Raw genomic sequence first — 13,204 nt, forward strand, 5'->3', positions numbered from 1 at the left:
CGTCTGCGCGCGCCCGGTTACGGTGGAACCCGATGAAGAATCTACTGCTGCGTATCAACGACAGGATTTACATGACCTGCATCTGGGTCGCGGGCCTGTCAGTCCTGGCCATTTCCCTGATCATTCCGTGGGGCGTCTTTGCCCGGTACGTCCTTGGCACCGGCTCCAGCTGGCCTGAGCCCAGCGCAATTTTGCTGATGATGGTGTTTACCTTCATTGGCGCGGCGGCCAGCTACCGCGCTGGCGCGCACATGGCGGTGGCCATGCTCACCGACCGCATGGCGCCGAAACTGCGCAAAGCCATGAGTATTTTTTCCCAGTTGTTGATGGCGACCATTTGCCTGTTCATGGCGATCTGGGGCACCAGGCTGTGCCTGTCCACCTGGAACCAGTTCATGAGCGCCCTGCCCACCTTGCGTGTCGGTATCACCTACATGCCGATCCCGATTGGCGGGGTGCTGACGCTGATTTTCGTGCTGGAAAAACTCTTGCTCGGTGACCAGAGCAACCGTCGGGTCGTGCGTTTCGACCTGGTTGAAGAAAGCGAAGGTGCCGCATAAATGGACGCTCTGATTCTGCTGGGCAGCTTTATCGCGTTGATCCTGATCGGCATGCCGGTCGCCTATGCCCTGGGACTGTCCGCCCTGATCGGGGCGTGGTGGATCGATATTCCGTTCCAGGCGCTGATGATTCAGGTCGCGGGTGGAGTGAACAAATTCTCCTTGTTGGCGATTCCGTTTTTCGTGTTGGCGGGCGCGATCATGGCCGAAGGCGGCATGTCGCGACGGCTGGTAGCGTTTGCAGGGGTGCTGGTGGGGTTTGTGCGCGGAGGTCTGTCACTGGTCAACATCATGGCCTCGACCTTCTTCGGCGCAATTTCCGGTTCTTCAGTGGCCGACACCGCATCGGTCGGTTCGGTACTGATTCCGGAAATGGAACGCCGTGGCTATCCGCGCGAATTCGCCACCGCCGTGACCGTCAGCGGTTCAGTGCAAGCCTTGCTGACACCGCCGAGCCACAACTCGGTGCTCTATTCGCTGGCCGCTGGCGGCACGGTCTCGATCGCCTCGCTGTTCATGGCCGGCGTCGTGCCGGGTTTGTTGATGAGCGCGTGCCTGATGGTGCTGTGCCTGATCTTCGCGAAGAAACGCAACTACCCCAAGGGCGAAGTCATTCCCCTGCGCCAGGCCCTGAAAATCTGCGGTGAAGCCCTGTGGGGGCTGATGGCGATGGTGATCATCCTCGGCGGGATTCTCTCGGGTATTTTCACCGCCACTGAATCGGCGGCGATTGCGGTGCTCTGGTCGTTCTTCGTGACCATGTTCATCTACCGCGACTACAAGTGGAGCGAGCTTCCGAAACTGATGCACCGCACGGTGCGCACGATCTCGATCGTGATGATCCTGATCGGTTTTGCTGCCAGCTTCGGCTACATCATGACGCTGATGCAGATCCCGGCGAAGATCACTACGATGTTCCTGACCCTGTCGGACAACCGTTACGTGATCCTGATGTGCATCAACGTGATGCTGCTGTTGCTCGGCACGGTGATGGACATGGCGCCGCTGATCCTGATTCTGACGCCGATTCTGATGCCGGTGATTCTGGGCATTGGTGTGGACCCGGTGCAGTTCGGCATGATCATGCTGGTGAACCTGGGCATCGGATTGATAACACCGCCAGTAGGTGCGGTACTGTTTGTGGGGTCGGCCGTGGGTAAAGTCAGTATCGAGAAGACCGTGAAGGCGTTGCTGCCATTTTATGGCGTGCTGTTCCTGGTGCTGATAGCCGTGACCTATATTCCGGCACTGTCGCTGTGGTTGCCGCATCTGGTGTTGTAACGACCGCGACGGTTGACCTGCAGGAGCCGGCTCCTGCAGGTACGCCGTTTCACCCCTCACTATTTATCGCTGGTGAACATGACGCCCCTACTCCTCGAGCTCGAAGACGAGTTCACCCACCTCACCCTCGCCCCGGAAATCGGCGCAGCCCTCGTCAACTGGACCGTGCGCAGCAGCGGTCAGCCGTTGTTGCGCCACGGCGATGCTCACGCACTGCGCACCGGCCTGCCCGGCAAACTCGGTTGTTTTCCCTTGGTGCCATGGTCCAACCGCATTTCCGATGGCGGTTTCGATCGCCCGGACGGCTGGCTCGCGCTTGAGCCCAACAGCCTTACCGATCCCCTGCCGATTCACGGCAGCGCCTGGCAGCAGCCATGGCAAGTGGTCTCGCAGGCCCGCGATGAAGTCGTCTTGCAACTCGACAGCAACACACCCTTTGCCTATCGCGCCAGGCAGCGTATCCAGCTCAGCAAGGGCAAGCTGAGCATCGAGCTGCACGTTACGCACCTGGCCGAGCGTGCCGCGTGGCATGGCCTGGGGTTGCACCCGTATCTGCCGCGCACCGCCGGCACACGGTTGCAGGCCAAGGCCGAACAGGTCTGGTTGTGCGACACCTCGAAGCTGCCGACCCGACTCGCCCCGTTGCCTGCCGAATGGGATTTCCGTCAGCTCAAGCCCCTGCCCGACACACTGGTCGACAACGGTTTCTGCCAATGGGATGGCCATTGCCTGATCCAGCAACCGGACCTCGGTTATGAACTGGAATGCCAGGCCCGCGGCAGTGATTACTACCTGCTCTACTGCCCGGTGGACCTGGCGTTTTTCTGCATCGAACCGGTGAGCCATCCGGTCAATGCGCACCACTTGCCCGGTCGGCCCGGATTAGTGTTGCTGGAGCAAGGTCAATCCGCCGAACTGGGTTTCAGCCTGCAATACCGCGCTTACCCCAGTAACTGACTCAGCACTGCGCGCAACTTGCCGGGTTTCACCGGTTTGTTCAGCAACGGCGCATCCAGCCGCTGCAAGGAGCGCCGGCACTGATCGGTGCGGTCCGCGGTGATAATCACCGCGGGAATGGTCTGGCTGAAATGTTCGCGCAAGTGCCGCACCACCTCACAGCCCACCACCCCGTGATCGAGGTGATAGTCCGCCAGAATCAGTTCCGGCGCCTGGCCCTGCAACGCGGCCAGTGCCGAGGTTTCGTCGGTGGCGACGACCACTTCGCAACCCCATTGCCCGAGCAATGCGCTCATGCTTTCCAGAATGCTCACTTCATTGTCCAGCACCAGCAACCGCCGGCCCGGCAACGGATTACCGGTACCCGGCTGAGGCGCCGCGAGGCTGATGGGTAACGGAACCTCATGGGAAATCGGCACCTCAATGCTGAACATCGAACCGCGTCCCGGCAGCGAATGCACCTGGATCCGGTAGTCGAGGATCTTGGCGATGCGTTCGACGATTGCCAGCCCCAGCCCCACGCCTTTGCGGTCGGCAGCACGGCCAACGTCCAGTTGATTGAATTCGAGGAAGATCGAGTCGAGGCGATCCGCCGGGATCCCGCGCCCGGTGTCCCAGACTTCCAGACGCAGTCGGTCGCCGCGACGCCGGGCCCCGAGCAGGATGCTGCCTTGATCGGTATAGCGGCAGGCGTTACTGAGGAAGTTGCGCAGGATGCGGGTCATCAGGCGCAGGTCGGTGCGAATGGCGAAATCGCCCCTGTGCACGCGCAAACGCAACCCGGCCGCATCGGCCACTGACCGGAACTCGGACACCAGCGGCCCAAACAATTCATCGAGGCGGTACAACGCGACATCCGGTTTGACCGCGGCCTGATCGAGCCGGGAAATGTCCAGCAAATCGGTGAGCAAATCTTCCGCCCCTTCCAGGGCCTGATGGGTGCGTTCGACCAGCACCTGTTCGACGTCCGGCAGTTTGCGCTCACGCAGGGTCGAGATCAGCAAACGCGCGGCGTTGAGGGGTTGCAGCAGGTCATGACTGGCGGCGGCGAGGTATTTGTCCTTGCTGCGATTGGCGGCCTCGGCGGCGTCACGAGCATCGCGCAAGGCCTCGGCGATCTGTTTACGCTGGGTGATCTGTTGCTGCAGGTTGCGGTTGGCTTCGAGTAATTCGTCGGTGCGCGCGGTGACACGCTGTTCCAGTTCGTCATTGAGCTGTTGCAGCCGCTGCTGAGCCTGTTTGCGTTCGGTGATGTCGGCGACAAAACCCTCCACCAACCCTTCCTGATCGGGCTTGAGCAGCAGGTTCATCAGTACGTCGAGGCTGCTGCCGTCCTTGCGCCGCAACTGGGTTTCATAGCCATGCAGGCTGCCCTGATGCCGGAGGATTTCGCCGATGTTTTCCAGTTCCCGGGCGCCGCCGACAAACAGGTTGCTCGCCAGATCCGCCAGGGAAAACAACACATCCTGAGGGTTTTCATAACCCAGCATCCGCGCCAGTGCCGGGTTCGCGGCGCGCATGCCTTCGAGCAGGCTGGCCTGGAAGATCCCGTGCACCGCATTTTCGAACAGCCACTTGTAGCGATTACGCTCCGCTTCGAGCTCGTCGAGGCGCGCGGCGAGTTCCGGGTAATGGCTCTTGCGCGCCGAGTGGCTGCCTAATCCGAGTAACCCCGCCAGCGCGCGTTGTTGTTCGTCAGAGGGCTTCGCCATAGACGACCTCGACATCGCGCTGGCTGGATTCGCGCGGGTTGGTCAGGATGCACGGGTCGTGCATGGCGTGTTGCGACAGGAACGGGATGTCTGTCGTGCTGACACCGTGCAAACCGAGGGTTTCGTGAAAGCCGATGGCGTGTTTCAACGCGATCAGGTGCTCAACCAGACGCCCGCAGATCTGCCGGTGATTGAGGCCTCGGCAATCGATGCCGAACGTCTCGGCAATCACCTTGAACCGTTCCGGCGCGGAGCTGTAATTGAAGGCCACCACGTGCTCGACCAGCACCGCGTTACACAAGCCGTGCGGCAAGTCGAGAAAACCGCCAAGGCTGTGGGACATGGCGTGCACCGCGCCGAGGATCGCGTTGGAGAACGCCAGCCCGGCCTGCATGCTGCCGAGCATGATCTTCTCACGCAGGGCGATGTCGCTCGGGTTGGCGATCATCTGCACCAGGTTGCCGTTGATCAGGCGCATCGCTTCCAGCGCATGGGGGTCGGTCAAGGGACCGTGACCGGTGGACACGAAGGCTTCGATGGCATGCACCAACGCGTCGATACCGGTACAGGCCGACAGGAACGGGTCCATGCTCAGGGTGGTTTCCGGGTCGATCAGCGACACGTCCGGCACCACTGCCTTACTGACGATGGAGAACTTCATGCGTTCTTGCTGGTTGGAAATGATCACGAACTGCGAGACATCCGCCGAGGTGCCCGCGGTGGTCGGAATCAGGATCAGCGGCGGGCTGGGCACGCGGATGGTATCGACGCCCTCGAACTCAAGGATGCTACGCCCGTGGGCGACGACGATGCCGATGCCTTTGCCGCAATCCATCGGGCTGCCGCCGCCGACCGCCACGATCACATCGCAGTGGTTTTCCTTGTACAGCTCGGCACCAAGCATGACTTCTTCAACCCGTGGGTTGGGCGAAACGTCGCTATACAGAAAGTAATCGATGCCCTGCGCTTGCAGGCTGGCCTCGACATCGGCGACCCAACCGGCGGCGATCACGCCGGGATCGCTGACGACCAGGACCTTGCGGGCGCCAAAGGTCTTGGCGTAGTTGCCGACGTTATGCCGACAGCCGGCACCGAAGATGATTTCAGGGGAAACGAATTTACGCAGCTGACTGAGACTCTGGCTCATTGGAAAGCCTGTTTTTTATTGTTTTGAAAGGTAAAGCCACACTAACCCATCCGGCTGTGAATGCAATCAGACCAATGGCTGGTCCCTCCGCAGATCCTCTGTAGGAGCCGGCTTGCTGGCGATGGCGGCCGCAATGGCGATGCATGGCTCGCGGGCCTCATCGCCAGCAAGCCGGCTCCTACAAGGGGGGTGTGTGCAAGGTGGGCTATCCGCGATAGATCAGCCGCGATGCCTTCTCGTTACGTAACGTCAAATGTTCCATCCCCTGCCCCGGCGCATCGGCTTCCTCGCGTGCCTTGAGGATCACACCGTGGTGCGGCGACTTGCTGCACACCGGGTCGGCATTGGCGGCATCACCGGTCAGCATGAACGCCTGGCAGCGGCAGCCGCCGAGGTCCTTGTGCTTTTCATCGCAGGAGCGGCACGGTTCCTTCATCCAGTCGTCGCCGCGAAAGCGGTTGAAACCGAAGGAATCAGTCCAGATGTGCTCGATGCTGTGCTCGCGCACATTGGGAAACGTCACCGGTAATTGGCGGGCGCTATGACAGGGCAACGCCGTGCCGTCCGGGGTGATGTCGAGGAACAGATTGGCCCAGCCGTTCATGCAGGTCTTGGGGCGCTCTTCGTAATAATCCGGGGTGACGAAGATCAGCTTGCACGGATGGCCCTGCGCCTCGAGCCGTTGGCGATACTCATTGGTGATGCGCTCGGCGCGCTGTAATTGTTCGCGGGTCGGAAGCAGGCCCACGCGGTTGAGCTCGGCCCAACCATAGAACTGACACGTCGCCAGTTCGACGAAATCCGCTTCCAGCTCCAGGCACAAGTCGATGATCCGGTCGATGCGATCGATATTGTGCCGATGGGTAACGAAATTCAGCACCATCGGATAACCCTGGGCTTTCACCGCGCGGGCCATGGCGAGCTTCTGCGCGAACGCCTTGCGCGAGCCGGCGAGCATGTTGTTGACCGCTTCGTCGGCAGCCTGGAAGCTGATCTGGATGTGGTCGAGCCCGGCGACCTTGAAATCCCGGACTTTCTGTTCGGTCAGGCCGATACCCGAGGTGATCAGGTTGGTGTAGTAACCCATGTCCCGTGCGGCTTTGATCAATTGCGCCAGGTCCTGGCGCACCAACGGCTCGCCACCGGAAAAACCCAGTTGCGCAGCGCCCATTTCCCGCGCCTCACGGAACACGCGAATCCATTCTTCGGTACTCAATTCCGCGCCTTGTTGAGCGAAATCCAGCGGGTTGGAACAATAGGGGCATTGCAGCGGACACCGATACGTCAGCTCCGCCAACAGCCACAGCGGTGGCCCCGGACGCGACTCATTCGATCCAGAATTGAGCATGGGCCACCTCCAGAAACGCCAGCACATCCTCGTCGATCCCCGGCACACCGGGAAAACTCGCCGAGAGTAAATCGATGATCACCGCCACACTGCGCTGACCGTCCAGCAGATCGAGAATCTGCCCGGCACTGGCGTTGAGTTTGATCATGCCTTCGGGGTACAGCAGCACATGACAGTCCTGACGCGGCTCCCACTGCAAGCGAAAACCCTGGCGCAACGTGGGTGATTGCTCACGTTTGATCAGGCTCACAGCGCGATCCCCCGGTGCCAGACGTGCTCGGTTGTCACCGTGTGATACGGCGGGCGTTCCAGCTCGTAGGCCATGCTCATGGCGTCGAGCATGCTCCACAGTACGTCGAGCTTGAACTGGAGGATTTCCAGCATCCGCTGTTGGCCTTCGACGGTGACGTAATGTGCCAGGGTGATGCGCAAACCGTGCTCGACATCACGCCGCGCCTGACTCAGGCGCGTGCGGAAATAGTCGTAGCCGGCGACGTCGATCCACGGGTAATGCGTTGGCCAGGCGTCGAGCCGTGATTGGTGGATCTGCGGTGCGAACAGCTCGGTCAGCGAACTGCTGGCCGCTTCCTGCCAGCAGGCGCGACGGGCGAAATTGACGTAAGCGTCCACGGCGAAGCGTACGCCGGGCAATACCAGCTCCTGGGACAGGATCCGTTCACGGTCCAGACCCACTGCTTCACCGAGGCGCAGCCAGGCTTCGATTCCACCTTCGCTGCCAGGCACACCGTCGTGGTCGAGAATCCGTTGCAGCCATTCGCGGCGCACGTCGCGGTCCGGGCAGTTGGCCAGAATCGCGGCATCCTTGAGCGGAATGTTGATCTGGTAGTAGAAGCGGTTGGCGACCCAGCCCTGGATCTGCTCGCGAGTGGCGCGACCGGCGTACATGGCTTGGTGGAAGGGGTGGTGGATGTGGTAATAGGCGCCTTTTGCACGCAAGGCCTGCTCGAATTCGGTGGGGGTCATGGGCGTGTCGGTCATTGCGGGGCTCCGGGAAAGCTGCTGTGTCTGATCTGGCCTCATCGCTGGCAAGCCAGCTCCCACAGGTTTTGTGTACTCCGCAGAACCTTGTGGGAGCTGGCTTGCCAGCGATGGCGCCAACGGCTACAACTCAATACTCATGCCGTCATAGGCCACTTCGATCCCGCGTCGCTCCAGCAACGCCCGCTCAGCCGAGTCTTCATCGAGGATCGGATTGGTGTTGTTGATGTGGATCAGCACCTTGCGCTGGCGGCTGAAACCCTCAAGCACTTCAAGCATGCCGCCCGGTCCGCTTTGCGGCAGGTGGCCCATTTCACTGCCCAGGCTCTGGCCGACTTCACACACACGCATCTCGTCATCGCGCCACAACGTGCCGTCCAGCAACAAACAGTCGGCGCGTTGCATCCAGCTCGACACCTCATCGTCGATCTGGCCCAGGCCCGGCGCATAGAACAGCGACGCGCCAGTGCGCAGGTCTTCGATGAACAGGCCAATGGTGTCGCCCGGCTGTGGATTGCCACGATTGGGCGAATAAGGCGGCGCGTTGCTGACCAACGGAATCGCCCGAAACTGCAAATGCCTGCACGCCGCGATAGTGAACGGCTTGCGGTCCAGCCCCACGGGTTGCCACTGCAAACCGCCGTTCCAGTGTTTGAGCATGGTGAACAACGGGAAACCGCTACTCAGGTCTTCATGAACCCGCTCGGTGCACCACACTGAATGCGGGCAACCTTCGCGCAGGCTCAACAGGCCGGTGCAATGGTCGATCTGGCTGTCCATCAGGACCACGCCGGCAATCGCCGTGTCGCGCAAGCGGCGGGCCGGTTGCAGCGGCGCGAAACTCTCGAGTTGCGCGCGGATGTCCGGGGACGCATTGCACAGCACCCAGTCCACACCGTTGTCGCTCAGGGCAATGGAAGACTGCGTACGCCGTTGCGCCCGCAGACTGCCGCTGCGCAGACCGGCGCACTGGCGGCAATTGCAGTTCCATTGCGGAAAACCACCGCCAGCGGCGGAACCGAGAACGCGAATGTGCATGGGCAATGCTCCAGAAGGCAGGCCCGGCCAACGCAGCGGCTGGCCGGGTGCACGATCAGCGGTTGGCGAAATACATCGTTACTTCGAAGCCAATGCGCAGATCGGTAAACGCGGGTTTAGTCCACATGGGTCAATCCTCTTCTTGTGCCGGACGATTCCGGTAAAGCCATTAATGCACGGGGCGGCAGGCGCCCGAATGCTACTTTGGAAGGAGGTTGTGGGTGCGTTGGTAGGGGGTTGGCAGATGCACAAAACCAATGTGGGAGCGGGCTTGCTCGCGAAAGCAGTGTGTCAGTCAGCGTACAGGTCGACTGACACACCGCATTCGCAAGCAAGCCCGCTCCCACAGGGGGATACGGTGTGTTGGCGGAAGTTAGAAGAACCCGAGCGGATTGATGTCGTAGCTCACCAGCAGGTTTTTGGTCTGCTGATAGTGGTCGAGCATCATCTTGTGGTTTTCACGACCGACACCGGATTTCTTGTAGCCGCCGAACGCAGCGTGCGCCGGGTACAGGTGGTAGCAGTTGGTCCAGACACGCCCGGCCTTGATCGCCCGGCCCATGCGGTACGCACGGTTGATGTCGCGGGTCCACAGGCCGGCGCCGAGGCCGAATTCGCTGTCGTTGGCAATCGCCAGGGCTTCGGCTTCGTCCTTGAATGTGGTGATGCCCACCACCGGGCCGAAGATTTCTTCCTGGAACACGCGCATCTTGTTGTGGCCCTTGAGCAGGGTCGGCTGGATGTAGTAACCCGTCGACAGGTCACCCTCCAGGCGTTCGGCCGCCCCGCCGGTGAGCAGCTCGGCGCCCTCCTCCTGGGCAATTTTCAAGTACGAGAGGATCTTGTCGTATTGCTGCTCGGACGCCTGGGCGCCGACCATGGTTTCGGTGTCCAGCGGGTTGCCGCGCTTGATCTTGACGATCTTCTGCATCACCACTTTCATGAAGTCGTCGTAGATCGATTCCTGCACCAGGGCGCGGGACGGACAGGTGCAGACTTCGCCCTGGTTGAAGAACGCCAGCACCAGGCCTTCGGCGGCTTTCTCGATGAACTGCGGCTCGGCGTTCATGATGTCTTCGAAGAAAATGTTCGGCGACTTGCCGCCCAGTTCAACGGTGCTCGGAATAATGTTCTCGGCCGCGCATTTCATGATGTGCGCACCAATCGGGGTGGAACCGGTGAAGGCAATCTTGGCGATGCGCTTGCTGGTGGCCAGTGCTTCACCGGCTTCGCGACCGAAACCTTGCACGATGTTCAACACACCGGCCGGCAGCAGATCGGCGATCAGTTCGGCGAAGATCATGATCGACAACGGCGTCTGCTCTGCAGGCTTGAGCACGATGCAGTTACCGGCGGCCAGGGCCGGGGCGAGTTTCCACGCGGCCATCAGCAGCGGGAAGTTCCACGGGATGATCTGCCCGACTACGCCCAATGGTTCGTGGAAATGGTAGGCGGTGGTCAGCTCGTTGATCTCGGCGGCGCCGCCTTCCTGCGCGCGGATGCACCCGGCGAAATAGCGGAAATGATCGGCGGCCAGCGGCACGTCGGCGTTCAGGGTTTCGCGCACGGCCTTGCCGTTGTCCCAGGTTTCGGTGACGGCGAGGATTTCCAGATTCTCCTCGATGCGGTCGGCGATTTTCAGCAGCACCCGCGAGCGGTCCTGCGCCGAGGTCTTGCCCCAGGCATCGGCTGCGGCGTGAGCGGCGTCGAGGGCCTTGTCGATGTCGGCGGCGCTGGAGCGCGGGAACTCGGCGATCACTTCACCGGTGACCGGCGAGGTGTTAGTGAAGTATTCGCCATTGACCGGCGCGACGAACTCGCCGCCGATGAAGTTGCCGTAGCGCGCCTTGAACGTGACGACGGCGCCTGGTGTTCCGGGTTGTGCGTAGATCATGGTGAGCCTCTGTCTGGGTCGATGCCTGTCGGGCAAACAGGCGATGAACCGATAGTAGAGAGCCCCGCGTGCTGAACGAATGCGCCGTTGGCAGGGGGGTTCTCGTTATTTGGTCGTAGGTTTCACACAAATCCCAATGTGTGCGGGCTTGCTCGCGAAGGCGGTACGGCAGTCAATCAATGTGTTGAATGTGAAGCCGCTTTCGCGAGCAAGCCCGCTCCCACAGGGGTTATGCGCTTGACTCAACGTTAGTGCTTGGCTACGAGGTCTTTCGGCAATTTGAAGGTCCAGAGCATGCCGCCCTGGTTGAAGTCCTTGACGCGCTTGGCCACTTCGCCGCCCCACAGCGGCACGGCGCCACCCCAACCGGACAGGACCGAGACGTACTGTTCGCCGTCCATTTCCCAGGTCACGGGCGAACCCAGCACGCCGGAGCCGGTCTGGAACTCCCAGACCTTCTCGCCGGTCTTGGCGTTGAACGCCTGCAGGAAACCTTCCGGCGTACCGGTGAACACCAGGTTACCCTTGGTGGTCAGCACCCCGCCCCACAGCGGCGCGAAGTTTTTGTGGCGCCAGACTTCCTTGCCGGTTTTCGGGTCGATGGCGCGCAACACGCCGATGTAGTCTTCGTTCAACGGCTTGATGGTGAAACCGGCACCGAGGAACGCCGCGCCTTTCTTGTAGGCGATGCCCTCGTTCCAGATGTCCATGCCCCATTCGTTGGACGGCACGTAGAACAGCCCGGTGTCCTTGTTGTAGGCCATCGGCATCCAGTTTTTCGCGCCGAGAAACGCCGGGGCGACAAACACCGAACTGCCTTTGGCTTCCGTGCCCGGTGCGCCGGGACGGCTGGCTTCGTTGTAGATCGGCCGCCCCTCTTTATCGAGGCCGGTGGCCCAAGTGATCTTGTCCACGAACGGGAAGCCACGGATGAACTTGCCGTTGGTGCGGTCCAGCACATAGAAGAAACCGTTACGGTCGGCGGTTGCCGCTGCTTTGATTTCTTTACCGCCTTCGGTGTAGTTGAACGAGACCAGCTCGTTCACGCCGTCATAGTCCCAACCGTCGTGAGGCGTGCTCTGGAAGTGCCATTTGATCGTGCCGTCGTCCGGGTTCAGCGCCAGACGCGACGATGAATAAAGGTTGTCGCCAGGACGCAGGTGCGAGTTCCATGGCGCCGGGTTGCCGGTACCGAACAGCAGCAGATTGGTTTCCGGGTCGTAGTAACCGCCAAGCCAGGGCGCCGCGCCGCCGGTTTTCCAGAGATCGCCTGGCCAGGTCTTGCCCGCTTCGCCACCGGAAATGCCGTTCTCCACCGCCTTGCCGTTCTTGTAGACGTAGCCCATGTGGCCTTCGACGGTTGGACGACTCCACAGCAGGTCGCCGTTTTTCGGGTCGTAGGCTTCGATCTTGCCGACCACCCCGAACTCGCCACCGGCCACGCCGGTAATCAGTTTGCCGTTGATCACCAAGGGGGCGGCGCTGATCGAATAGCCTTCCTTGTGGTCGGCGACTTTCTTGCTCCAGACGACTTTGCCGGTGTCTTTGTTCAGGGCCACGAGTTTGGCGTCGAGGGTGCCGAAGAACACCAGGTCGCCGTACAGCGCCACGCCCCGGTTGATCACGTCGCAGCACGGGCGGATGTCATCGGGCAGGCGCGCATCGTATTGCCAGAGCTTCTTGCCGGTGCGCGCGTCCACCGCAAACACCCGCGAGTAGGAACCGGTCATGTACATCACGCCGTCCTTGATCATCGGCTGCGCTTGCTGACCGCGTTGTTTTTCGCCGCCGAAGGAGAACGCCCAGACCGGCCGCAAGTCCTTCACGTTGTTGACGTTGAGGGTGTCGAGCGGGCTGTAGCGCTGACCCTGGACGCCCAGACCGTTGGTGACGATCTGCTCCGGGTTCTTGGGGTCCTGGAGAATGTCCTGGTCGGTGACGGCGGCCAATGCCGTGCCGGACAACAGCATGGCACTGAGCAACAGGCTCAAGACGAAGGGTTGGCGACGTGCGGGTTGGGTCATGACGGCTGCCTCTGCGGTTTTTGTTATACCCGGGAAATTTTCCCGGTCTGGTGCAGATTCTTGGGCGCCGCCGCCCTTCCAACAATTGCCCGCAGTGCTGAGATTGCTAGTTCCTTAGTAGCGGGTCGGAGGAGATAAACACCGAATGCGTGATCAACACAAACCTGTAGGAGCCGGCTCGCTGGCGATTCATGCGACGCGGTGTGTCTGACAGATCGCGGCGTCTGGATCACCAGCAAGCCGG

Annotated in this window: 12 protein-coding genes; 3 read left to right on the forward strand and 9 right to left on the reverse strand. The window is 61.3% G+C overall.

Annotated features, from left to right (window positions below; translation table 11 throughout):
* The first annotated feature begins 32 nt into the window (after positions 1-32).
* The 3 genes from PMI01S_RS15645 to PMI01S_RS15655 all read left to right on the forward strand — a co-directional run bounded on the left by PMI01S_RS15645 (position 33) and on the right by PMI01S_RS15655 (position 2,798).
* Positions 33-560 carry a TRAP transporter small permease gene (locus PMI01S_RS15645; protein ID WP_084320887.1) on the forward strand — a complete coding sequence of 176 codons (528 nt, stop codon included), beginning with the start codon at positions 33-35 and terminating at the stop codon, positions 558-560.
* Entirely contained in the window at positions 561-1,841 is a 1,281-nt protein-coding gene (locus tag PMI01S_RS15650) for a TRAP transporter large permease (protein ID WP_084320888.1), read from the forward strand.
* A gap of 78 nt (positions 1,842-1,919) precedes the next feature.
* Complete coding sequence (locus PMI01S_RS15655; protein WP_084320889.1) at positions 1,920-2,798, forward strand: aldose 1-epimerase; 879 nt, start codon at positions 1,920-1,922, stop codon at positions 2,796-2,798.
* Here the strand turns inward: PMI01S_RS15655 and PMI01S_RS15660 are convergent.
* From PMI01S_RS15660 to PMI01S_RS15700, 9 genes are all read right to left on the reverse strand, one after another.
* Positions 2,783-4,510 (reverse strand): PAS domain-containing hybrid sensor histidine kinase/response regulator, encoded by a 1,728-nt coding sequence (locus PMI01S_RS15660; protein WP_084320890.1) that lies wholly within the window; start codon positions 4,508-4,510, stop codon positions 2,783-2,785. The two genes, PMI01S_RS15655 and PMI01S_RS15660, sit on opposite strands and share 16 nt — an antisense overlap.
* Positions 4,494-5,657: an alcohol dehydrogenase-like regulatory protein ErcA gene (gene ercA, locus PMI01S_RS15665; protein WP_084320891.1), complete on the reverse strand. Its 1,164-nt coding sequence runs from the start codon at positions 5,655-5,657 to the stop codon at positions 4,494-4,496. The genes PMI01S_RS15660 and ercA overlap by 17 nt, the downstream gene beginning before the upstream one ends.
* 205 nt (positions 5,658-5,862) lie before the next feature.
* Positions 5,863-7,005, reverse strand: a complete 1,143-nt coding sequence (gene pqqE / locus PMI01S_RS15670) for a pyrroloquinoline quinone biosynthesis protein PqqE (protein WP_084320892.1) — start codon at positions 7,003-7,005, stop codon at positions 5,863-5,865.
* Entirely contained in the window at positions 6,983-7,255 is a 273-nt protein-coding gene (gene pqqD, locus PMI01S_RS15675) for a pyrroloquinoline quinone biosynthesis peptide chaperone PqqD (protein ID WP_084320893.1), read from the reverse strand. Before pqqD ends, pqqE begins: the two co-directional genes overlap by 23 nt.
* A complete protein-coding gene (gene pqqC, locus PMI01S_RS15680) occupies positions 7,252-8,004 on the reverse strand; it encodes a pyrroloquinoline-quinone synthase PqqC (protein WP_084320894.1) in 753 nt (250 codons plus the stop codon). The genes pqqD and pqqC overlap by 4 nt, the downstream gene beginning before the upstream one ends.
* Positions 8,005-8,127: 123 nt before the next feature.
* On the reverse strand, positions 8,128-9,042 hold the full coding sequence (pqqB, locus tag PMI01S_RS15685) for a pyrroloquinoline quinone biosynthesis protein PqqB (protein ID WP_084320895.1): 915 nt from the start codon (positions 9,040-9,042) through the stop codon (positions 8,128-8,130).
* Between the two features lie 55 nt (positions 9,043-9,097).
* Positions 9,098-9,169 carry a pyrroloquinoline quinone precursor peptide PqqA gene (pqqA, locus tag PMI01S_RS15690; protein WP_003253598.1) on the reverse strand — a complete coding sequence of 24 codons (72 nt, stop codon included), beginning with the start codon at positions 9,167-9,169 and terminating at the stop codon, positions 9,098-9,100.
* 246 nt (positions 9,170-9,415) lie between these two features.
* Positions 9,416-10,936, reverse strand: coding sequence for an acetaldehyde dehydrogenase ExaC (gene exaC, locus PMI01S_RS15695; protein WP_084320896.1), 1,521 nt, complete (start codon positions 10,934-10,936; stop codon positions 9,416-9,418).
* Between the two features lie 248 nt (positions 10,937-11,184).
* Positions 11,185-12,960 (reverse strand): PQQ-dependent methanol/ethanol family dehydrogenase, encoded by a 1,776-nt coding sequence (locus PMI01S_RS15700; protein WP_084320897.1) that lies wholly within the window; start codon positions 12,958-12,960, stop codon positions 11,185-11,187.
* Between the last annotated feature and the right edge of the window lie 244 nt (positions 12,961-13,204).

It is taken from the genome of Pseudomonas migulae NBRC 103157 (genome assembly GCF_002091715.1).
Classification (GTDB): Bacteria; Pseudomonadota; Gammaproteobacteria; order Pseudomonadales; family Pseudomonadaceae; genus Aquipseudomonas; species Aquipseudomonas migulae_A.